The sequence below is a fragment of the Herbaspirillum sp. C9C3 genome (assembly GCF_013359625.1).
GTDB lineage: Bacteria > Pseudomonadota > Gammaproteobacteria > Burkholderiales > Burkholderiaceae_D > Herbaspirillum.
Map to the genome: position 1 here is coordinate 191413 of NZ_JABFMQ010000006.1, position 23032 is coordinate 214444.

At 63.4% G+C, this 23032-nt stretch carries 20 protein-coding genes; 19 read left to right on the plus strand and 1 reads right to left on the minus strand.

Going from position 1 to position 23032, the window contains the following annotated elements:
• Positions 1-65 precede the first annotated feature (65 nt).
• The 13 genes from leuB (at position 66) to HNO82_RS08650 (ending at position 16567) form a co-directional block, all read left to right on the plus strand.
• On the plus strand, positions 66-1136 hold the full coding sequence (leuB, locus tag HNO82_RS08590; RefSeq protein WP_175343394.1) for a 3-isopropylmalate dehydrogenase: 1071 nt from the start codon (positions 66-68) through the stop codon (positions 1134-1136).
• 121 nt (positions 1137-1257) lie between these two features.
• The gene (gene asd, locus HNO82_RS08595) at positions 1258-2370 is read left to right on the plus strand and encodes an aspartate-semialdehyde dehydrogenase (RefSeq protein ID WP_175343395.1); all 1113 of its coding nucleotides are present in this window, start codon (positions 1258-1260) and stop codon (positions 2368-2370) included.
• 461 nt (positions 2371-2831) lie between these two features.
• Complete coding sequence (locus HNO82_RS08600) at positions 2832-5453, plus strand: motility hub landmark protein FimV (RefSeq protein WP_175343396.1); 2622 nt, start codon at positions 2832-2834, stop codon at positions 5451-5453.
• A gap of 165 nt (positions 5454-5618) precedes the next feature.
• Positions 5619-6527, plus strand: a complete 909-nt coding sequence (locus HNO82_RS08605; protein ID WP_175343397.1) for a tRNA pseudouridine synthase A — start codon at positions 5619-5621, stop codon at positions 6525-6527.
• Positions 6528-6574: 47 nt separating this feature from the next.
• Complete coding sequence (locus HNO82_RS08610; RefSeq protein WP_034351140.1) at positions 6575-7243, plus strand: phosphoribosylanthranilate isomerase; 669 nt, start codon at positions 6575-6577, stop codon at positions 7241-7243.
• 31 nt (positions 7244-7274) lie between these two features.
• Entirely contained in the window at positions 7275-8534 is a 1260-nt protein-coding gene (gene trpB / locus HNO82_RS08615) for a tryptophan synthase subunit beta (RefSeq protein ID WP_175343398.1), read from the plus strand.
• 75 nt (positions 8535-8609) lie between these two features.
• Positions 8610-9407 (plus strand): tryptophan synthase subunit alpha, encoded by a 798-nt coding sequence (gene trpA / locus HNO82_RS08620; protein WP_008330852.1) that lies wholly within the window; start codon positions 8610-8612, stop codon positions 9405-9407.
• 199 nt (positions 9408-9606) lie between these two features.
• Positions 9607-10476, plus strand: a complete 870-nt coding sequence (gene accD / locus HNO82_RS08625; protein ID WP_008330851.1) for an acetyl-CoA carboxylase, carboxyltransferase subunit beta — start codon at positions 9607-9609, stop codon at positions 10474-10476.
• A gap of 131 nt (positions 10477-10607) precedes the next feature.
• A complete protein-coding gene (gene folC, locus HNO82_RS08630; protein ID WP_175343399.1) occupies positions 10608-11921 on the plus strand; it encodes a bifunctional tetrahydrofolate synthase/dihydrofolate synthase in 1314 nt (437 codons plus the stop codon).
• Positions 11922-12026: 105 nt separating this feature from the next.
• Positions 12027-13010, plus strand: coding sequence for an SPOR domain-containing protein (locus HNO82_RS08635; protein WP_175343400.1), 984 nt, complete (start codon positions 12027-12029; stop codon positions 13008-13010).
• Between the two features lie 34 nt (positions 13011-13044).
• The gene (locus tag HNO82_RS08640; protein WP_175343401.1) at positions 13045-13545 is read left to right on the plus strand and encodes a CvpA family protein; all 501 of its coding nucleotides are present in this window, start codon (positions 13045-13047) and stop codon (positions 13543-13545) included.
• 91 nt (positions 13546-13636) lie between these two features.
• The gene (gene purF / locus HNO82_RS08645) at positions 13637-15157 is read left to right on the plus strand and encodes an amidophosphoribosyltransferase (RefSeq protein ID WP_008330840.1); all 1521 of its coding nucleotides are present in this window, start codon (positions 13637-13639) and stop codon (positions 15155-15157) included.
• 168 nt (positions 15158-15325) lie between these two features.
• Positions 15326-16567 carry a cystathionine gamma-synthase family protein gene (locus HNO82_RS08650; RefSeq protein ID WP_175343402.1) on the plus strand — a complete coding sequence of 414 codons (1242 nt, stop codon included), beginning with the start codon at positions 15326-15328 and terminating at the stop codon, positions 16565-16567.
• Between the two features lie 153 nt (positions 16568-16720).
• Here HNO82_RS08650 and HNO82_RS08655 read toward each other — a convergent pair whose 3' ends face one another.
• Complete coding sequence (locus HNO82_RS08655) at positions 16721-17317, minus strand: LOG family protein (RefSeq protein WP_008330836.1); 597 nt, start codon at positions 17315-17317, stop codon at positions 16721-16723.
• A 266-nt stretch (positions 17318-17583) separates the two neighbouring features.
• Between HNO82_RS08655 and HNO82_RS08660 the strand changes: the two genes are divergently transcribed.
• The 6 genes from HNO82_RS08660 to HNO82_RS08685 all read left to right on the plus strand — a co-directional run bounded on the left by HNO82_RS08660 (position 17584) and on the right by HNO82_RS08685 (position 23005).
• Positions 17584-18600, plus strand: a complete 1017-nt coding sequence (locus HNO82_RS08660; RefSeq protein WP_175343403.1) for a patatin-like phospholipase family protein — start codon at positions 17584-17586, stop codon at positions 18598-18600.
• A gap of 84 nt (positions 18601-18684) precedes the next feature.
• A complete protein-coding gene (locus HNO82_RS08665; RefSeq protein ID WP_175343404.1) occupies positions 18685-19596 on the plus strand; it encodes an alpha/beta fold hydrolase in 912 nt (303 codons plus the stop codon).
• 136 nt (positions 19597-19732) lie between these two features.
• Positions 19733-20575, plus strand: coding sequence for a 3',5'-nucleoside bisphosphate phosphatase (locus HNO82_RS08670; RefSeq protein WP_008330828.1), 843 nt, complete (start codon positions 19733-19735; stop codon positions 20573-20575).
• A gap of 82 nt (positions 20576-20657) precedes the next feature.
• A complete protein-coding gene (gene htpX, locus HNO82_RS08675) occupies positions 20658-21533 on the plus strand; it encodes a protease HtpX (protein ID WP_008330825.1) in 876 nt (291 codons plus the stop codon).
• Between the two features lie 86 nt (positions 21534-21619).
• The gene (locus HNO82_RS08680; RefSeq protein WP_008330824.1) at positions 21620-22255 is read left to right on the plus strand and encodes an L-threonylcarbamoyladenylate synthase; all 636 of its coding nucleotides are present in this window, start codon (positions 21620-21622) and stop codon (positions 22253-22255) included.
• 90 nt (positions 22256-22345) lie between these two features.
• Positions 22346-23005, plus strand: a complete 660-nt coding sequence (locus HNO82_RS08685) for a site-2 protease family protein (RefSeq protein WP_008330823.1) — start codon at positions 22346-22348, stop codon at positions 23003-23005.
• The last annotated feature ends 27 nt before the right edge of the window (positions 23006-23032 follow it).

Here is a 23032-nt window from a genome sequence, read left to right on the forward strand (position 1 = left end):
CGGTCAGATGGCCGCCCTTGTCGTTACTATTCCAAGAACGCTGGAAACACTGAGAAAGAGAAGCCATGAAGATTGCTATCCTGCCGGGTGACGGCATCGGTCCTGAAATCGTCGACGAAGCCGTCCGCGTGCTCAACGCCCTGGACGAAAAGTTCGAAATGGAAACCGCCCCCGTCGGCGGCGCCGGCTATGAAGCCCACGGCCACCCGCTGCCGGACGGTACCCTGAAGCTGGCCAAGGAAGCCGACGCCATTCTCTTCGGTGCGGTCGGCGACTGGAAGTATGACAAGCTGGAACGCGCCCTGCGCCCCGAGCAAGCCATCCTGGGCCTGCGCAAGCACCTGCAGCTGTTTGCCAACTTCCGCCCGGCGATCTGCTATCCGGAACTGACCGGCGCTTCTTCGCTGAAGCCCGAGCTGGTGGCCAACCTGGACATCCTGATCGTGCGTGAACTGAACGGCGACATCTATTTCGGCCAGCCGCGCGGCATGCGCGAGGCACCGGACGGTCCGTTCAAGGGTTCGCGTGAAGGATTTGATACCATGCGCTATTCGGAACCGGAAATCCGCCGCATCGCCCACGTCGCCTTCCAGGCCGCCGCCAAGCGCGGCAAGCGCCTGTGCAGCGTGGACAAGGCCAACGTGCTGGAAACCTTCCAGTTCTGGAAGGACATCGTCACCGAAGTCGGCAAGGAGTACCCGGACGTCGAGCTGTCGCACATGTACGTGGACAACGCCGCCATGCAGCTGGTGAAAGCCCCGAAGAACTTCGATGTCATCGTCACCGGCAACATGTTCGGCGACATCCTCTCGGACGCGGCGGCGATGCTGACCGGTTCCATCGGCATGTTGCCCTCGGCCTCGCTGGATGCCAACAACAAGGGCCTGTATGAACCTTCGCACGGTTCGGCACCCGACATCGCGGGCAAGGGCATCGCCAATCCGCTGGCGACCATCCTGTCGGCAGCGATGATGCTGCGCTTCTCCTTGAACCGTGCCGAGCAGGCCGACCGCATCGAGAATGCAGTGAAGAAAGTGCTTGCGCAAGGTCTGCGCACCGCCGATATTTATGAAGAAGGCTGCACCAAGGTCAACACCCAGCAGATGGGGCAAGCCGTGGTCAAGGCCCTCGCCTGAGATCAACGTCGCCTGGCCGCGCCCCAACCGGTGCGGCCGGGTGCTTGAAATGCCGGATGGTCCGGCGCAATTGTGTTCAATCTGATTTGTTCACCATGGAAGTTCTAAATAGGGAAAGATGATGAAACTGGTTGGTTTGGTTGGCTGGCGTGGAATGGTGGGTTCGGTCCTGATGCAGCGCATGCAGGACGAAGGTGATTTCGATCACATCGAACCGGTGTTTTTCTCGACTTCGAATGCGGGCGGCAAGGCGCCGTCGTTTGCCAAAAAGGAAACGACGCTGAAAGACGCCAACAGCATTGAAGAGCTGAAGAAATGCGACATCATCATCACCGCACAAGGCGGCGACTACACCAATGAGATCTTCCCCAAGCTGCGCGCCGCTGGCTGGGATGGCTACTGGATCGACGCTGCTTCCTCGCTGCGCATGAAGGATGATGCCGTGATCGTGCTGGACCCGGTCAACAACAACGTCATCAAGGATGCGCTGGCCAAGGGTGTGAAGAACTACATCGGCGGCAACTGCACCAACTCCATCCTGTTGATGGGCGTGGGCGGCCTGTTCAAGGAAGGCCTGGTCGAGTGGGTCAGCTCCATGACCTACCAGGCAGCCTCCGGCGGCGGCGCCAATCACATGCGCGAGCTGTTGAAGGGCATGGGCGTCATCAACGCGGCCGTGGCCGACGAGCTGGCAACCCCGTCCTCGGCCATCCTGGACATCGACCGCAAGGTTGCCAAGACCATCCGTGAAGACGTGCCGACCGAATTCTTCGGCGCGCCTCTGGCCGGCGGCCTGATCCCCTGGATCGACGCCCAGCTGGAAAACGGCCAGTCCAAGGAAGAGTGGAAGGGCCAGGCTGAAGTCAACAAGATCCTGGGCAACGAGCAGATCATCCCGGTCGATGGCCTGTGTGTGCGTATCGGCGCCATGCGCTGCCACAGCCTGGCGCTGACCATCAAGTTGAAGCGCGACCTGCCCCTGGCTGACATCGAGTCCATCATCCGTGCCGGCAACCCTTGGGTGAAGTGGGTCCCCAATGACCGCGCCATCACGGTCAAGGAACTGACCCCGGCGGCCATCACCGGTGGCCTGGAAATCGGCGTGGGCCGTGTGCGCAAGCTCAACCAGGGCCCGGAATACATCTCCGCCTTCGTCATCGGCGACCAGCTGCTGTGGGGCGCGGCCGAACCGCTGCGCCGCATGCTGCGCATCATCCTGGGCAACCTGGAGTGATGTCGGCGACCGGGAAAAATCCCGGTCGGTTGCGCCGCGGCGTTGCTGCAATGCGAATAGGACTTGCCTTACGCGTTGTCAGTCTGCAACAATAGCCCGCCAGCGTCCATGCGAATGGATGCTGGCGGGTTTTTCTCATCTTGAGAAAGTAAGTACACTTGCGGGTGTAAGTTCTTGATGTTAATTTGAAAAGCCAATTCATTTCATGAAAGCCAACATGTGGCAGCGCCCTAGCAGAGCGCCTGCTGGATTTGATGAAATGGATCTGCTCCGGACCGCTGGCCTGCAAGAAAAGGCGTGACAACAGCAAGCCAGCACGGACCGGAGTGGCGCGGGCCGGCTGCACAGGCCGCGCGGCATCTGCCCCATTCACGGATCTGTAGGGCATTTCCAGGCCAGTACCGGCTTGAACGCCAGCGTGACGGGTTTGAAGCGCAACGTTTCTCTAAGCCAAACAAAACATGCCTGTACATACCAACAAGAAGCTTCCCTTGTCCCGGATGAAGACCCTGAGCGCCGCCATTGCCCTGGCCATGGCCTTGCCTCTGGGGGCGCATGCTGCGGCCCTGGGCAAGCTGACCGTGCTTTCGTCGCTGGGCCAGCCCTTGCGCGCCGAGATCGAGGTGACTGCCGTGAGTGCCGACGAAGCCGGCAAGCTCACCGCGCGCCTGGCACCGGCCGACGCCTTCCGCCGCGCCAACATGGACTACAACCCGGTGTTGAGTTCTCTGTCCATCGTGCTGGAACAGCGCCAGGGGCGGCATGTGATCCGCATCAGTTCGTCCCAGCCGGTCAGCGATCCCTTCGTCGACCTGCTGCTGGAGCTCGATTCCGGTCAGGCCCGGCAACTGCGTGAATACACCTTCCTGCTGGATCCGCCCGACAGCAAGACCCCGCGCAATGCCCAGGTGGCACCGCTGACGCCGAGCAATGCGGAGGCCGCTGCGGCCGCTGCCGCACCGGCAGCGGCAAGTGCTGCCCCGGCACCAGCACCAGCACCGGCCGCAACGGCAGCGCCTGCTGCGGCGGAACCCCCGCCTGCTGCGGCCCCCAGTGCGGCGATCCCGTTCAGTAGCGAAGAGCCGACCAGCACCATCGTGCAGCGTCCCGCTCCTTCCGCTCTGGCTGAAGAACTGATCCGTCGCCAGCAGGCCTCGCCCGAAAATACGCCGGCTTCGGCCAGCCCCGATGCGATGGCGGCGGCACCGGCAGGCCCTGCCGCCTCCGGCAGCGTCGCGGCACCCGCTGCGGCGCCTGCGAGCGCTGGCAAGAGCGGCGACTACCGCGTCAAGCCCGGTGACACGCTCAGTGCCATCGCCACGCGCAACCAGCAGGCCAATGTCTCGCTGGACCAGATGCTCATTGCGCTGTACCGGGCCAATCCCGATGCCTTCCAGGGCAACAACATCAACCGCCTGCGCGCGGGCAAGATCCTGTCCATCCCCGACCAGCCGACGGCGGCGGCAGTGGACCGCGACGAGGCACGCAGCATGGTGGTCGCACAAGCCCAGGACTTCAACGCCTATCGCAACAAGCTGGCGGGCCAGGTCGCCAATGGGCCGGCCGGCAAGGCTGGCAGCAACCGCCAGAGTGGCGGTGGCAAGATTACGGCGCGTGTGGAGGAGCGTTCCGGTACCGGGCAAGCGCGTGATCGCCTGGAGCTCTCGCGTGCCAACAAGGGCCGTGGCAAGACCGGCAACGCCGGCGCTGCCGAAGAGAAGGCCGCCGCCGAACGCGCTCTGGCCGACGCCAATGACCGCGTCAAGGACCTGGAAAAGAACGTCGACAACCTCCAGAAGTTGCTGGAGCTGAAGAACCAGACCATCGCCGAACTGACTGCCCAGCAGCAGAAGCAGGCCGACCCCGCCAAGCCGGGTGCTGCCGCCACCGACAAGCCCGCAGAGGGTGACCAGAGCAAGCCCGGGGAGCCGCCTGCCATGGCTGCTGCGCCGGCCACGCCGGCACCTGCGGCGGCATCTGCGGACAAGTCCGCCAAGTCCGGTGGTTTCCTCGACAAGATCAAGGACAATCCCTACGTGCTGGCCGGTGCCGGCGTCCTGGTGGCGCTGCTGGCCGCAGGCGGGGGCGTGGTGGCCATGCGTCGCCGCAAGAAGAAGTCCGAGGACGGCCCGGCCGAGCCGGCCAGCGAGCCTGAGCCTGCCCCCTCACCCGAACCCGTGGCAGCGGCCGTCGCTGCCGTTGCACCTGAACCTGAACCTGAGCCTGAACCGGCTCCGTCTGCCGAGCCCGCTCCCGCCCCTGTGCCGGCCGTCGAGGCCGTGGCAGCCCCCGTGGAGGAGGCCCTGGTCGATCCGCTCGCCGAGGCCGACATGTACATCGCCTATGGCCGCGACGAACAGGCCGAGGATATCCTCAAGCTGGCCCTGCAGGCTCAGCCCGAGCGTCAGGCCCTGCATGCCAAGCTGCTGGAGATTTATGCCAAGCGTGGTGACGTCGCCAGCTTCAACCGCGTCGCCCTTAACCTGCATGCCTTGAGCGGCGGCCTCAACGAAGCCTGGGTCAAGGCGGCCGCACTGGGTCTGACCATCGATCCGACCAATCCGCTCTACGGCGGCACGCCGGCCGAGCCGGTCGCGGAAGAAGAGCCGGGCATGGAATTCGATCTGTCCGACTTCAAGGCCGCCGAGCTCCAGCCCGAAGCCGAACCGGCAGCCAAACCGGTGGCGGCGCCCATGGACCTGGGCAAGGATATCGATTTCGACCTCGATCTGGAAAACGGTGCCAAGCCGGATGCCGACGAGCCCATCCTGCCGGTCTCCGGCGGGGCGGCTTCGGCGTCCATGCTGCTGGACAGCAAGGAAGATGCGCCTGCGGCCAGCTCCCTGGCCGACCTGGACCTGAGCTTGCCGGAAGACACCCCGGCGCCCTCGGCGGCCAATATCCTGGAAGAAGACGAGGAGTCGGCCTTCGAACAGGAAATGACCACCAAGCTGGACCTAGCCGCCGCCTATGAGGAAATCGGCGACAAGGATGGCGCCCGTGAACTGCTGGAAGAAGTGATGCGCGGTGGCAACGACGCCCAGGTGGCACGCGCCAAGTCCATGATCGCCGCCCTCGGCTGAGGCCGGTGCCGGGAGCGATTACAATAGCGTCATCTCGCGGGCAGCTCGCATGAGCTGCCCGTTCGTTTTTTTTCGTGCCGCCGGATAGGGTGGTGTGCAGCCTGTATGAAGCTTTCTGCACCCATCCACCGTCCATCAGGCGCTGGCGGCGGGCAGTGAACATCCATGACAGAACTTTCTTCCCCATCCGCGGGCCTGCGTCGCGTCGTGCTGGGCGTGCAATACGATGGCGCCCGCTGGCAGGGCTGGCAGACCCAGCCGCACCGCCAGACCGTGCAGGACCAGCTGGAAGCGGCGTTGCAGCGCTTCAGCACCACGCCCATTGCCACCACCTGTGCCGGGCGTACCGATTCGGGTGTGCATGCGCTGGAGCAGATCGTCCATTTCGATACGCCCATTGCCCGCGATGCTTTTTCCTGGGTGCGTGGCACCAATGCCTTCCTGCCGCCCACCATCGCGGTACGCTGGGCCTGCGAACTGCCCTGGGTGGATGATGCCGCCATCGCCGGGGCCAGTGCCGCCGCCCAGGCAGCCGAGCTGCACGGGACCGCGCGGGAAGGGGCCGAGAGCCTGGCGCAATTCGGTTTTCATGCGCGCTTTTCAGCCATCGCCCGGACCTATCACTACGTGCTCTACAACCACGCAGTGCGCTCGCCGCTGCTGGCGGGCAAGGCCGGCTGGACCTTCCGCCCGCTGGATGCGGATCGCATGCACCGGGCTGCGCAACACCTGATCGGTGAACATGACTTCACCAGCTTTCGCGCCGTCGAATGCCAGGCCAAGTCCCCGGTACGCAAGATGGAAAGCATTGCCGTGCGCCGCCACGGTGACATGATCGTCTTCACCCTCAAGGCCAATGCCTTCCTGCACCACATGGTGCGCAACATCGTCGGTTCCTTGATCGTGGTGGGCAGCGGCAAGCAGGATCCCCAATGGATGGGCCAGGTACTGGCCCTGCGCGACCGCAGCCGCGCCGCACCGACCTTCATGCCGGATGGCCTGTACCTGGCGCGGGTCGACTATCCCGATAGCTGGGCGCTGCCGCAGGAGGCGCGCTCCTGGCCCTGGTTGTGAGTGGCGCAGGCAGACCAACTGAAGTTTTCATCCATGAGGCAATGTTCATGAGCTTTCGTACCCGCATCAAGATCTGCGGCCTGACCCGTGAAGAAGATGTGCGCGCCACCGTGGCCGCCGGCGCCGATGCCATGGGGCTGGTGTTCTATCCCAAGAGCCCGCGCTACGTGACGCCGCGGCGCGCCGGCGAACTGGCCCGTGCCGTGCCGCCCTTCGTGAGCATCGTCGGGCTGTTCGTCAATCCGACCCTGGAGGAGGTGCGCCAGGTGCTGGCCGAGGCGCCGCTGACGGTGCTGCAATTCCATGGCGACGAAACGCCCGAGCAGTGCGCCGCCATCGCCGAGTCCGTTGTCAGACCCTTCATACGTGCCGCCAGAATAGGAAGCTCGACGCAGCCCGCGGATTTGTTAGAATACGAGCAGGCATATCGCTCCGCCAGTCCCTTGTTCTCCGGACTGCTGCTCGACACCCTGGTCGAGGAGTATGGCGGCAGCGGAAAGGTTTTCGATTGGTCTCTCATTCCAAAAGAACTCGCGCCTCGGGCCGTTTTGAGTGGTGGCTTGAGCGTACACAACGTCACTGAGGCGGTGGTCGGCGTTCGTCCCTACGCGGTCGACATCAGCAGTGGCGTCGAAGCCGCCAAGGGCATCAAGGATGCCGCCAGGATAGCGGCCTTCATCCAGGCCGTGCGTCTGGCGGATGCTACCCCCGCGTAGCACACCCCCCCAAGCGTTTCAGAGGAACACCATGAAAGAATTGAATCCCCTCGGCGGTTTCGCCGAGCGTCAGACCATTCCCGCCGCCGCCCTGCACCAGACGGCCCATTACAACCTGCCTGATGCTCGTGGTCACTTCGGCCCCTACGGCGGCAGCTTCGTCTCCGAAACCCTGACCCTGGCCTTGAACGAGCTGCGCGACGCCTATGCGCGCTACCAGCACGATGAACAGTTCCTCGCTGAATTCCATACCGAACTGAAGCATTTCGTCGGCCGTCCCAGCCCGGTGTACCACGCCAGGCGCTGGTCCGAGATCGCCGGTGGCGCCCAGATCTACTTCAAGCGCGAAGACCTGAACCACACCGGTGCCCACAAGATCAACAACGTGATCGGCCAGGCCTTGCTGGCCAAGCGCATGGGCAAGAAGCGCATCATCGCCGAGACCGGCGCCGGCCAGCACGGCGTGGCCACGGCCACCATCTGCGCGCGCTTCGGCATGGAGTGCATCGTCTATATGGGCAGCGAGGACGTCAAGCGCCAGCTCCAGAACGTCTACCGCATGAACCTGCTGGGTGCCAAGGTGGTGCCGGTGGAGTCCGGTTCCAAGACCCTGAAGGATGCGCTCAACGAAGCCATGCGCGACTGGGTCACCAACGTCGAGACCACTTTCTACATCATCGGCACCGTGGCCGGTCCGCACCCGTATCCGATGATGGTGCGCGACTTCCAGTCGGTGATCGGCAACGAGTGCATCCAGCAGATGCCGGAAATCGCCTCGCGCCAGCCGGATTACGTGGTGGCCTGTGTCGGTGGCGGTTCCAACGCCATGGGCATCTTCTATCCCTACATCGATTATCCCGACGTCAAACTGGTCGGGGTGGAAGCTGCCGGTGATGGTCTGGATACCGGTCGTCACTCGGCTTCACTGACCCTGGGTTCGCCCGGCGTGCTGCACGGCAACCGCACCTACCTGCTGCAGGATGCCAATGGTCAGATCATCGAGACCCATTCGGTCTCGGCCGGCCTGGATTATCCGGGCGTGGGTCCGGAACACGCCTGGTTGAAGGACAGCGCCCGCGCCAGCTATGCCTGCATCACCGATCAAGAGGCGCTGGAAGCCTTCCACAACTGCTGCCGCATCGAAGGCATCATCCCCGCGCTGGAGTCCAGTCATGCCCTGGCCCATGCGGCCAAGCTGGCGGCCACCTTGCCCAAGGACCAGATCGTGCTGGTCAACCTGTCCGGTCGTGGGGACAAGGACATGCACACCGTGCAACAGCACCAGGGTTGACCCCCGGCCTGCCCGCACTTGCCGGTTGGCCCTTCGGGGCCAGTCGGCTGATTCTACAAAAAACTTCATATCACCATGTCCAGAATCCAGACCACCTTCTCCCAACTGGCCCAGCAGAAGCGCAAGGCGCTCATTACCTTCATTACCGCCGGAGACCCGGCCCCCGAGCTCACCGTGCCGCTCCTGCATGCACTGGTGGCCGGTGGTGTCGACATCCTCGAGCTGGGTGTGCCGTTCTCCGACCCCATGGCCGAAGGTCCGGTGATCCAGCGCGCCTGCGAACGTGCCCTCAAATTCGGCATCAGCACCCACGACGTGCTGGGCTATGTGCGTGAATTCCGCAAGACCAACCGCCACACCCCCATCGTGCTGATGGGCTATGCCAACCCCATCGAGCGCTTCGGCGTCGATGCCTTCATCGCAGCGGCCAGCGAAGCGGGCGTGGATGGCACCATCGTGGTGGACTATCCGCCCGAGGAATGTGAAGAATTCGCCCAAAAGATGCAGGCCAGGGGCATGGATCCGATCTTCCTGCTGGCCCCGACCTCGTCGGAAGAACGCATCCGTCAGGTGGCGGCCGTCAGCAGCGGTTTCTGCTACTACGTCTCGTTGAAGGGCGTCACCGGTGCCGGTCACATCGACACCGCCGAGGTGGCCGAGCGTATCGCGGCCATCCGCCAGCACGTGAAGCTGCCCATTGCGGTGGGCTTCGGCATCCGTGATGGCGCCACCGCCCGTACCGTGGGCAGCGTGGCCGATGCCGTCGTGATCGGCAGCCGCATCATTGCCGAACTGGAAAACACCCCCCAGGACAAGGCCTGCGACGCGGTGCAGGCTTTCGTCAGCGATATCCGCCAGGCGCTGGACGCCTGAGCCGCTGCAACCCCGGTCCGGCAGGGCAGGGGTGTGCAATGCGCAGCCTCCGGCAGTGTCCGGAGGCTTTGTTTTTTTGAGAGGGCGCAAGCGGGCAGAAGACTTTTTATTGCCTTGTGGAAAGCATGACCGTGCTTTACGTTCGTCGCCGGTGGGCTCTGGTACAATGCGCGCCACCGGAAAAATCTATGAGGTCTCTATGAGCTGGCTCGAGAAGTTGCTGCCACCCCAGATTCAACGCGGTTCCACCAGCCGCAAAGCCATCCCGGAAGGTTTGTGGGTCAAGTGCCCCTCCTGCGAAGCGGTGCTCTACCGTACCGACCTGGAATCCAATCTGCATGTCTGCCCCAAGTGCAGCCATCACATGCGCATCCGCGCCCGTGCTCGTCTGGATGCCCTGCTCGACGAGGGCGGCCGCTATGAGATCGGCCAGGAAGCCCTGCCGGTCGACACCCTGAAGTTCAAGGACAGCAAGAAGTACCCCGATCGTCTCAAGGACGCCATGGAATCCACCGGCGAAACCGACGCCATGGTGGTCATGGGCGGTGCCATCATGACCCTGCCGGTCGTGGTGGCCTGCTTCGAGTTCGAATTCATGGGCGGTTCCATGGGCTCGGTGGTGGGTGAGCGCTTTGTCCGTGGTGCCCAGGCGGCGCTGGAGCAGAAGGTCCCCTTCATCTGCATTACCGCCACCGGCGGCGCCCGCATGCAGGAAGGTCTGCTGTCGCTGATGCAGATGGCCAAGACCACCGCCATGCTGACCAAGCTGTCGGAAAAGAAGCTGCCCTTCATCAGCGTGCTGACCGACCCGACCATGGGCGGCGTGTCCGCTTCGTTCGCCTTCATGGGCGATGTGGTGATGGCCGAACCCCGTGCCCTGATCGGTTTTGCCGGTCCGCGCGTGATCGAGAACACGGTGCGCGAGAAGTTGCCGGAAGGCTTCCAGCGGGCTGAATTCCTGGTCACCAAGGGCGCCATCGACATGATCGTCGACCGCCGCAAGATGCGTGAGGAAATCGCCCATCTGCTGGCCCTGCTGCAAAACCAGGCTGCCGAAACGGTTTCCTGATTAGCCGCTATACTTCAGGCCCGGATTTGCAGAAGTGCAAATCCGGGCTTTGTCTTTTCGACATCCGCAAGCCGTAATCCGTAATCCGTAATCCGTTTTTCGAGCAGCAGCTTCACCGACCGAGACGCGCCATGACTTCCCAAGCCTCCCCGACTCCCGCCACCCTGAATGAATGGCTGGCCCTGCTGGAACAACGTCACTTCAAGCAGATCGACATGGGCCTGGACCGTGTGCTGGCCGTGAAGGAAAAGCTCGACATCCGCTTCGACTGCCCCGTCATCATGGTGGCCGGCACCAACGGCAAGGGTTCCACCTGCGCCATGCTGGAGTCCATCCTGATGCGCGCCGGTTACCGCGTGGGCCTCTACATCAAGCCGCATTTCCTGCATTTCAACGAACGTGCCCGCCTGTCCGGCGACATGGCCAGCGATGCCCAGCTGATCGCCGCCTTCGAAGCGGTGGAAGCGCAGCGCGGTGATATCTCGCTGACCTATTTCGAATTCACCACCCTGGCCATCATGAAGTTGCTGGCCGATGCCAGGCTGGACGTGGTGATCCTCGAAGTCGGCCTGGGCGGGCGCCTGGATGCGGTCAACGTGGTCGATGCCGACGTGGCCGTCGTCACCAGCATCGACATCGACCATACCGAATACCTGGGCGAGACCCGCGAAGAGATCGGTTTCGAGAAAGCCGGCATCTTCCGTCCCGGCAAGGTGGCCGTGTGCGGCGACCCGGTGCCGCCCAAGTCGCTGATCGCGCATGCCGAGAAGATCGGTGCCGACCTCTGGCTCATGGGTCGCGACTTCAACTACCAGGGCGACAAGCAGCAATGGGCCTATGGCGGACGCGGCATGCGCCGCAATTCGCTGGCCTATCCCAGCCTGCGTGGCGCCAACCAGCTATTGAATGCCTCGGCGGCCCTGGCCGCGTTGGAAGCCCTGCGCGAAGTGCTGCCGGTGGGCGCCCAGGAAGTGCGTACCGGCCTGGCCACGGTGGAACTGCCGGGCCGCTTCCAGGTACTGCCGGGCCAGCCGCTGGTGATCCTGGACGTGGCGCACAATCCGCATGCCGCTGCCACGCTGGCGCAGAATCTGGACAACATGGGCTTCCATCCCTATACCTATGCGGTGTTCGGTTCCATGCTGGACAAGGATATTGAAGGCGTCATCAGCCACCTCAAGGACAAGATTGACCACTGGTGCGTGACCGATCTGCCTCTGCCGCGCGCGGCCAGCGCGCAACAGCTCAAGGAGGCCCTGCTGGGGGCCGGCGTGCAGCCGGAATTCAGGCGGGACGCGGCGCGCAGCGTAGAAACCTTCACTACTCCGGCCGAGGCGTATGCAAATGCGTTAAGCAGAGCAGGGGAGAATGATAGAATTGTGGTTTTCGGGTCCTTCCTGACTGTAGCCGGCGTCATGCAGGCGCGCCGCCCCGGTCTGCACTGATCCCGACGGCGTTCCGGAGCCGGCCACGCTTGGCCCGCCGGTGCCAGGACCTGAGTGGCCACGCAGGTTTTCCACGATTTCCAGATCAATTCAAGACGACTCCGCATGGGCTTGTTCTCGTTTTTCCGTAAAAACAAGCAGGACGCTACTGCTGACCAAGGGTCCTTCCGTTCACGTTCCGAGGAGCAATCTTCCGTCATCCGCAGCCGCAGCAGTCGCAGCGCCGCCAATGGCAGCGCCGGTTCTGCCCGCGGCAGCAGTCGCAGCAAGGCCGGCAAGGATGCCGCCGCCGACCCGCTGCTGCCGGAAAAGAAGCGCGCCCGGCGCCGCCTGATCGGGGCCGTCGCGCTGGCGCTGGCGGTGGTGATCGTGTTGCCGATGATCCTCGATTCCGAGCCCAAGCCCTTGAACGACGACATTGCCATCCAGATCCCCTCCAAGGACCAGCCGGCCCCCGCGGCGGCCCAGCCTGGCACGGGCGATGCCAAGCAGGCGTCGCTGGACCAGAAGGAAGAGATCGTCGAGCCCTCCAGCATCGCGCCCGAGCCCGCCAGCCCGCCGGTGGCGGCAGTCGCGCCCAGGCAGGAGGACAAGCCGGCAGAAAAGCCAGTTGAAAAGCCGGTAGAAAAGCCGGTAGAAAAGCCGGTCGAGAAGCCCGTTGAAAAGGCGCCCCCCAAGGCCGAGGAAAAGAAGCCGGCCTCAGCCGAGCACAAGGAAGAACCGAAGAAGGAAGTCGCCAAGCCCAAGGCCACGCCCCATGCCGCCGACGACGATGCGGCGCGCGCGCTGGCGATCCTGGAAGGCAAGTCCGGCAGCAGCGCGGCAGCGGCCCCGGCGGAAAAGAAACCGGCCGCAGCCGGTGGCAAGTTCGTCATCCAGGTGGCCGCGCTGGCCACCCAGGACAAGGTCAGTGAATTGCGCAACAAGTTGAGTGCAGCCGGTATCCGTTCGTATACGCAGAAGATTGCAACCCAGGCCGGTGAGCGTACGCGCATTCGCGTGGGCCCCTTCTCCAGCCGCGAGGAAGCCGAACGCATGGGCGGGCGAATCAAGAAGCTGGGCCTGAATGCCACCATTATTCCTGCTTGAATTTGGCTACAAATAGCCGCATATTGTTGCCATCGTGACGATATTTGACTACCTGGTGCTGCTGATCCTGGCCTGTTCTGTGATCATTGGCACCCTGCGCGGACTGGTGCGTGAAGTTTTGTCCCTGGCCGGCTGGATCGTGGCGCTGGTGGTGGCCAATACTTATGGCGAGGCGCTCTCGGCGATGTTGCCGGACGTGGTGCCGGGTGAACTGACGCGGCTCATCGTGGCCTTCATTGCGCTGTTCATCGGTACGCGCCTGTTGATGGCGCTGGTGGCCAAGACGCTGGGCGAACTGGTCAAGGCGACCGGTCTGGGTTTCGTGGACCGCACGCTGGGCAGTGTGTTTGGCGTGGCGCGCGGGGTATTGCTGGTGGTGGCGGTGGCCTTGCTGTGCGGTACCACGGCCATTCCGCAACAGGATTTCTGGAAGCAGGCGCGTTTCAGTCCCTGGGTCGAGCAGGCCGCCGAAGCGGTGCTGCCCTACCTGCCGGGCAAGCTGGCCGAGCATGTAAGTTTTTCCACCCCGGTCTGACAACAGGCTCCGTGGCGGAGCGCATCAGATCGTTTGGACCGGGTTGCAGTCGTGGTTCATTTTCGTTTTCGTTTTTCGTTAGGAGTCCACCATGTGTGGCATCGTCGGTATCGTCTCTCATAGTCCCGTCAACCAGATGCTGTATGACGCGCTGCTGCTGCTGCAGCACCGCGGTCAGGATGCGGCGGGGATCGCAACCAACCACAGCAACGGTTTCTCGATGCACAAGGCCAACGGTCTGGTGCGCGACGTGTTCCGTACCCGCAACATGCGCTCGCTGCCCGGCAACACCGGCATCGGCCAGGTGCGCTATCCGACCGCAGGCAGCTCGTCCTCGGAAGAAGAAGCGCAGCCCTTCTACGTCAATGCCCCCTTCGGCATCATCCTGGCGCACAACGGCAACCTGACCAATGCGGAACAGTTGAAGATCGAGATGTTCAAGAACGATCGCCGCCACATCAACACCGATTCCGATACCGAAGTGCTGTTGAACGTGCTGGCCCACGAGATCCAGCAAGCCACCACCGGCTACTCGCTCGATCCGGCGGCGCTCTTCAAGGCCGTGGCCATGGTCCACAAGCGCGTGCGCGGCTCCTACGCAGTGGTGGCGCAGATCGCCGGTTATGGCCTCCTGGGCTTCCGCGATCCGTACGGCATCCGTCCGATGTGCCTGGGCTTCAACGAGAGCGACAAGGGCATCGAATACATGATGGCCAGCGAATCGGTGGCCCTGGAAGGCATGGGCTTCCGCTTCCTGCGCGACGTCAACCCGGGTGAAGCGATCTTCATCGACAACGACGGCAAGCTGTACAACCAGCAATGCGCCGAGAATCCGACGCTAAACCCCTGCGCCTTCGAATACGTCTACCTGGCTCGTCCGGACTCCATCATCGATGGCGCCTCGGTCTACGCCACCCGTCTGAAGATGGGCGAATTCCTGGCCGACAAGATCCGCAGCCAGTTCAAGCATGGCGAGATCGATGTGGTCATGCCGATTCCCGATTCCTCGCGTCCGGCGGCCATGGAACTGGCGTTGAAGCTGGGCATCGAGTACCGCGAAGGCTTCATCAAGAACCGCTACATCGGCCGCACCTTCATCATGCCGGGCCAGGCACTGCGCAAGAAGTCGGTGCGCCAGAAGCTCAACGCCATCGGCAGCGAGTTCAAGGGCAAGAACGTGCTGCTGGTGGATGATTCCATCGTGCGTGGCACCACCAGCCGTGAAATCGTGCAGATGGCCCGCGAGTCGGGTGCCAAGAACGTGATCTTCGCGTCGGCTGCACCGCCGGTGAAGTATCCCAACGTCTACGGCATCGACATGCCTACCCGTGACGAGCTGATCGCCTTCGGTCGCAGCGACGAAGAAGTCTGCCGCGAAATCACCGCCGACGCCCTGGTCTACCAGGATGTGGAAGCCTTGAAGCGCGCCATCTCCGACGCCAACCCGGCCCTGAAGCAATTCGAGGCTTCCTGCTTCGACGGTCACTACATCACCGGCGACATCACCCAGGAATACCTGGACCGCATCGAATACGCCCGCAAGAATCCCAAGCCGGCGCTGGAAGATGTGGTGCGTTCGCAGCTGAACCTGAACCTGGCGCGCGTGGACTGATCTTCGCCGCCTGACCCCAGGCTGGACCAGGACGCCGGTGGCCGCTTTGGCGGCACCGGCGTTTTGCGTTGATGTGCCGCGCAAACCAGCCGACGGGAATCTGGCTTATCATTTTGCCTTTGGCCCTGCGCCGGCCTTGCTCATTTCTTCTGCCTTTCCGACTACGCGATGAACGATAAAAAGACCTACGGCTTCACCACCACCATCCTCCACAGCGACCGCCAGAAGGGCATCGAGCACGGCTCCCTGCACAAGCCCATCCACACTTCCGTGACCTTCGGCTATGAAGATGCGCGCCAGCTGGCCGAAGTGTTCCAGGGCAAGCAGTCGGGCTATCGCTATGGCCGCCAGGGCAACCCCACGGTGTCGGCGCTGGAAGACAAGATCACCAAGATGGAAGACGGCAAGTCCACCATCTGCTTTGCCACCGGCATGGCAGCCATTGGCGCCATCGTCCAGGGCTTGCTGCGCGAGGGCGATCATGTGGTGTCCTCGGCTTTCCTGTTCGGCAATACCAATAGCCTGTGGACGACGGTGGCCGCGCAAGGCGCCAAGGTCTCGATGGTCGATGCGACCGACGTGAAGAATGTGGAAGCGGCCATCACGCCCCAGACCCGCCTGGTCTTCGTGGAAACCATCGCCAACCCGCGTACCCAGGTGGCCGATTTGCAGCGCATCGGCGAGCTGTGCCGCGAGCGCGGTATCCTCTACGTGGTGGACAACACCATGACCTCGCCCTATCTGTTCCGCCCCAAGACGGTCGGTGCCGGGCTGGTGGTCAATTCGCTGACCAAGTCCATCGGCGGTCACGGCAATGCGCTGGGCGGGGCGCTCACCGATACCGGTGAATACGACTGGACCCGCTACCCGCACATCGCCGACAGCTACAAGAAGAACCCGGCCCCGCAATGGGGCATGGCGCAGATCCGCGCCAAGGGCCTGCGCGACTTCGGTGGCACGCTGGGCCCGGAAGCGGCGCACCACATCGCGGTGGGCGCCGAGACCATGGCCCTGCGCCAGGAACGCGAATGCAGGAATGCGCTGGCGCTGGCGCAGATGCTGGAAGCCGATCCGCGCGTGGCAGCGGTCCACTATCCGGGGCTGGAATCGCATCCGCAGCATGCCTTGAGCAAGGCGCTGTTCCGTTCCTTCGGCAGTCTCATGTCCTTTGAACTGAAGGACAGCATTGACTGCTTCGACTACCTCAACCGCCTGAACCTGGCCGTGGCCGCCAGCAATCTGGGCGATACCCGTACTCTGGTGATCCCGGTGGCGCACACCATCTTCTACGAGATGGGCGCCGAGCGCCGCGCCAGCATGGGCATCGCCGAGTCACTCATCCGCGTCTCGGTGGGGCTGGAGGATACCGATGACCTGGTCGAGGATTTCCGCCAGGCGCTGGCAGGCTGAGGCCCAAGCCCGCCAGGACGGCGGTTCCAGGCCGAAGTGAAGAAAAAAACACGCCCGTCGCCTCGCAAGAGGGACGGGCGTTGTTCTTGATGTCGCCAGATGAAGGAAAAGGCAAAAAACCGCGGGCCGTGTCAGGCCCGGCGCGCCTCGGTGTCAGGGCACCAGGTTGGCCACTGCCTCGCGGTCGGCCCACTTGGTCTTGTAGGTCGGCTTGAAGTTCTGGAAGCGTTCGATCAACCTGGCCGGATCGGCTTCGTGCATCATCAGCCCGGACTGGTCGCTGCTGACGAAGCGCTGCGAGACCAGATGGTCGACGAAGGCGATCAGGTTGTTGTAGAAGCCGTCCACGTTGTACAGGCAGATCGGCTTGTAGTGGAAGCCCAGCTGGGCCCAGGTCAGCACCTCGAACAGTTCCTCCAGGGTGCCCATGCCGCCCGGCATGGCCACGAAACCATCGGCCAGCTCGGCCATCATGGCCTTGCGCTCGTGCATGTCCTTGACGATGTGCAGGCGGGTCAGGCCGTCGTGGCCCAGTTCCTTGTCCAGCAAGGCTTTGGGGATGACGCCGGTGGCTTCGCCGCCCAGCTTCATGACTTCACTGGCGATGATGCCCATGAGCCCCACATTGCCGCCGCCATACACCAGGGCGATGTTGTTCTTTACCATCTCCTGCGCCAGCTTGCGCGCCGCCTCGGCATAGGCCGGGGATGCACCGGGAGAAGAGCCGCAATATACGCAAATCGATTTCATGTGTCCTCTGCTGTGTCCGTCGTTACGTCAGTCCTTGGCTACAATGGCTGAGGTGGTCTGCTCATGTTTCCCGAGAGAATCAAATCGTCGCCCCAAGTAGCCACTATCTCCAGTCGTGTTCCTGTTATACCATGATAGTGCAGTGCAGCATAAGTGGCAGTGGTGACGTCGGCGTGACAGTGACAGTCACCGTGACAATGACGGCAACAGTGAGGCAGTGCAGGCGCAGCTGTTGCGTCACGTGGTGAGTGAAGATAAGGGACATCATGTCGAACAAGATCGTCAGTCTGGCTCTGCAGGGTGGGGGCTCGCATGGCGCCTTCACCTGGGGCGTGCTGGATCGTCTGCTGGAGGATGGGCGGCTGGACCTGGAAGGCATCAGCGGTGCCTCGGCCGGCGCCATGAATGCCGCCGTGATGGCGCAAGGCTATGTGCAGGATGGCCGCGACGGTGCTCGCGCGGCGCTGGAGCGCTTCTGGACGGCGCTCTCCAATGGCGTCCCGCTGGACCACGTGACGACCGAAGGCGCCCCTGTCATCGCCAATCCCACGCCCATGCCGGGGATGCAGGCGCTGCTGGCGATGACGCGCTTCTTCTCGCCCACGCAATTGAATCCGCTGGATATCAACCCGCTGCGCGACATCCTGGTGGCGCAAGTGGATTTTGAACGCCTGCGCCGCCAGCGCGCGCTCAAATTGTTCATCGCCGCCACCCAGGTCAGCACCGGCACGCTGAAGATCTTCCGCAATGCCGACCTGTCGGTGGACGTGCTGCTGGCCTCGGCCTGCCTGCCTTCGCTGCACCGACCCATCGAGATCGATGGCGAAGCCTACTGGGACGGCGGGCTCACGGCCAATCCGCCGATCTATCCGCTGCTGCATTCCTGTACCGCGCGCGACGTGATGGTGGTACTGCTGCATCCCAGCCGCCGTGCCGGTACGCCCACCTCCAGCCACGATATCGGCCAGCGGCTCTCGGAAATCAGCTTCAGCTCGGCCTTCTTCACCGAGCTGAGCGGGCTGGCCCTGGCCAAGCGCGAGGCCGAGAATTCGACGCTGGCCTTCGGCTCGCTGGAGCGGCGGCTGCGCCAGTTGAACCTCCACATGATCGATGCCAACGAACTGATGGAGCAACTGACCAACCTCTCCAAGCTCAATACCCAGGCCAGTTTCATCGGCAGCCTGTTCCAGCAGGGCCGCGAACGCGCCTCGGAATGGCTGGAGCAGAACTTCGCCCAGATCGGCCATACCTCCACCTTCGACCTCGGGCGCTTCCTGCCCTGAAATCCCGGCTTCGCGCACGATCGTTCTCTTTTGTCTATACTTTGCTGCTTGATTCTTCACAGCAGATACAACAACGACAACGCCATGCGCTCAATCATCGCCAAGAAAGCTTCCCGCTCAGAATTCCTCAACGTGCGCGGCCTGCGCTATCACGTACGCCACTGGGGCGACCCGCAGGCGCCCAAGATCTTCATGATGCACGGCTGGATGGATATGTCAGCCTCGTTCCAGTTCATGGTCGATGCCCTGCAAGGGGAGTGGCATGTCATCGCGCCGGACTGGCGCGGCTTCGGCCTGACCGAGCGCAGTCCGGCGCAATCCTACTGGTTCCCGGATTACCTGGCCGACCTCGATGTCCTGCTGGACCACTATGCCGGCGACCAGGCCGTCAACCTGCTCGGTCACAGCATGGGCGGCAATGTGGTGAGTCTGTATGCGGGGGTGCGGCCCCAGCGCATCGCCCGCCTGATCAACCTGGAAGGCATCGGCCTGCCCACGGCCAAGCCGGAGCAGGCACCGGGACGCTTCACCCAGTGGCTGGACGAGATGAAGAATCGTCCCGTCCTGCGTGGCTACGCGACGCTGGACGAAGTGGCCGCGCGCCTGCAGAAGAACAATGCGCGCCTGTCGGACGAGCGTGCCGGTTTCCTGGCCCGGCACTGGGCGCAGCAGGATGAGAGCGGGTTGTGGCAGATCCTGGGCGACCCGGCGCACAAGCAGGTCAGTCCCATCCTGTACCGGGTCGACGAAATGATGGCCTGCTGGAGCCGCATCACCGCACCGGTACTGTGGATCGAGGCCATCGACAGCGATATCTGGCGCTTCTTCGGTTCGGCCTCGTTGAAGCGCGAAGAAATCGACCGTCGCATTGCCTGCATCCCCAGCACCCAGGTGGAGATGATCGCCGATGCCGGTCACATGCTGCACCATGACCAGCCCGAGCGCCTGGCGCAATTGATCGAGGCATTCCTGCAGCAGCCGCTGCCGCCTGCCTGAGGCGGTCACGCCGAGCGGGGGCGGCCACAAGCGCGTAGAATGAAGGCATTCCTATCCCCCTGCACTTCCTGATCGGCGGCAGCCACAAGCGACCGGCCCGGTCGTTGTGCTTGTTGCGTCTTCATTGTGGTTTCCTATGTCTGAACTCAAGTTCGATCTGCACTGCCATTCCAACGTCTCCGACGGCCTGCTGTCGCCGGAAGAGGTGGCTGCTCGCGCCAAAGCCAATGGCGTGGGCGTATGGGCGCTGACCGACCACGATGAAGTGGGCGGTGTGGCGCGCGCCCGCGCGGCAGCCCGGGCAGCGGGCATGGAGCACGTGGCCGGGGTGGAAATTTCGGTCACCTGGGCCGGGCATACGGTGCATATCGTGGGTTTGCGCATCGACGAAACCGACCCGACCCTGATCGCGGGCCTGGCCGCCACCCGCAACGGCCGCGAGCGTCGCGCCCGCGAGATCGCCGAGGCGCTGGAGCGGCACGGCATCGGCGGGGCCTATGAAGGTGCGTTGAAGCACGTGGGCAATCCGGACCTGATCTCGCGCACGCATTTCGCCCGCTACCTGGTGGAATGCGGTACCTGCTGCGATACCAAGGAAGTCTTCGCCAACTACCTCACCGAGGGCAAGCCCGGCTACGTACCGCACCGCTGGGCCACGCTGGAAGAATCGGTGCGCTGGATCCGCGGCGCGGGCGGGGTGGCGGTGATCGCTCATCCGGGCCGCTACAAGTACACGCCGACCCAGTTTGGCGCGCTCTTCGACGAGTTCAAGCAACTGGGCGGGGTGGCCATCGAAGTCAATACCGGCAGCCATACGCCGGAGCAGTACCAGGAATATGCCCAGGTCGCCCGCCGCTATGGCTTCCTGGGCTCGATGGGTTCGGATTTCCATGGTCCGGGCGAGTCGCGCATGGATCTGGGCGCGCTGCCGCCGCTGCCCACCGGGGTCAAGCCGGTGTGGCATGACTGGGGACTGTGAAAGCCCGCCCGCCCCGGAAGCTCTTGAATTCGGCAGGCCGATTCCTATCTAATACCCACTTTTCCGATAGGAGTTTTCCCCGATGAAACGCATCCTGCTGTTTATCGCCACCAACATCGCCGTGCTGGTGGTGATGAGCGTGATCCTGTCCCTGTTGGGCGTGGACCGCTTCCTCACCCGCTCCGGGTTGAACCTGCCGATGCTGCTGGTGTTTTCGCTGGTAGTCGGTTTTACCGGATCGATCATCTCCTTGCTGATGAGCAAGAGTATGGCCAAGTGGTCCACCGGCGCGCGCGTGATCGAGACGCCCATGAACGGCACCGAAGCCTGGCTGTTGCAGACCGTAGGCAAGCTGGCCCAGCGCGCCGGTATCGGCATGCCCGAAGTGGCGGTCTATGAGGGTGAACCCAATGCCTTTGCCACCGGCGCGTTCAGGGATTCGGCCCTGGTGGCGGTATCCACCGGGCTGCTGCAAGGCATGACGCAGGAAGAGGTGGAAGCCGTGCTGGGCCACGAGGTGGCCCACATCGCCAATGGCGACATGGTCACCATGACGCTGATTCAGGGCGTGGTGAACACCTTCGTGGTGTTCCTGTCGCGCGTCGTCGGCTATTTCGTCGACTCGGCCCTGCGTCGCAACAACGACGACTCCGGTCCCGGCATCGGCTACATGGTCACGGTGATGGTGTGCCAGGTGGTCTTCGGCATCGGTGCCTCGATGATCGTGGCCTGGTTCTCGCGCCATCGCGAATTCCGGGCCGATGCCGGCGCGGCGCGCCTGTTGGGCACGCCCCAGCCGATGATCAATGCGCTGGCGCGGCTGGGCGGCTTCTCCCCGGAAGGCTTGCCGCAGAACATGGCCGCCCTGGGCATCAGCGACAAGCCCGGCATCATGGAACTGTTCTCGACGCACCCGCCACTGGAACAGCGCATCGCCGCCCTGCGCGGCCAGCGCTGAGCCCGGCGGGCAGCGACAACGGCGGTGGCGACACCGCCGTTGTGCTTTTTACGATTTGGATTTGGATTGGAAACGGAAACCGCATCATGAGCCAGTTTTTCGAGATTCACCCCGACAACCCGCAACTGCGCCTGATCAAGCAAGCCGCGCAGATCATCCACAAGGGCGGCCTGGTGGCCCTGCCCACCGACTCCTGCTACGCCCTGGTCTGCCAGCTGGACAACAAGGATGCCGTCGAACGCGTGCGCCGCATCCGGGGCGTGGACGACAAGCATCACCTGACCCTGCTGTGCCGCGACCTTTCCGAGATCGCCCTGTACGCCAAGGTGGACAACCGCCAGTACCGCCTGCTCAAGGCCGCCACCCCAGGGGCCTATACCTTCATCCTGGAAGCCACCAAGGAAGTGCCGCGCCGCCTCTCGCACCCCTCGCGCAAGACCATCGGCCTGCGCGTGCCCGAGAATCGCATCGCCCACATGCTGCTGGAGGAGCTGGGCCAGCCGCTCCTGGGCACCACCCTGATCCTGCCGGATGAAGACCTGCCGCTGACCAGCGCCGAGGACATCCGCAGTCATCTGGAAAAGAGAATCGAACTGGTCATCGACAGCGGGGCCTGCAGCCTGGAGCCGACCACCGTGATCGACCTCACCGATGACAATGAACCCGTGCTGGTACGCCAGGGCAGGGGAGACGCAAGCATCTTCGGTTTGCAGGCTGCCTGAGCGAATGATTTTTCAAAAAAGCCTGGCCGGCCGGTCGGGCTTCGTGCGATTCCGGGGCATTGTATTGTCCCTCTGCTAAAATCCCCGCCCATGAACGAACTCATCCAGACTGTCGCGGTATACGCGCTGCCCGTCCTCTTCGCCATTACTCTGCATGAGGCCGCACACGCCTATGCGGCCAAGTTTTTCGGGGATACCACGGCCTATTCGATGGGGCGCATGAGCCTCAATCCGCTCAAGCACATCGATCCCTTCGGCACCATCGTCATTCCGCTGCTGCTGTACTTTGCCACCAGCGGTGCCTTCCTGTTCGGCTACGCCAGGCCGGTGCCGATCAATTTCGGCCACCTGCGCAAGCCCAAGCGCGACATGGCCTGGGTCTCGCTGGCCGGTCCCGCTGCCAATTTCTTCATGGCATTGCTGTGGCTGCTGGCCATCTATGGCCTGGCGCTGGCCGGGGTGCAGGAAGAATTCTTCACACTCATGGCCAAGGCCGGGGTGCAGACCAATCTGGTGATGTTCGCTTTCAACCTGTTCCCGATCCCGCCGCTGGATGGTGGGCGCATCCTCACCAGCTTGTTGCCGAACCGATATGCGTATAAATTTGCCCAGATCGAGCCTTATGGCTTCTTCATCGTCATGGCGCTGGTACTGCTCAAGGTGATCTATGCCTGGTGGATGGCGCCCGTGATGTTCGTTGCCGGCAAGCTGCTGCAGCTCATTACCTTCCCCATCACCTTGCTGTTCTGAGCGTTCATGTCGAATCGCCAACCACCA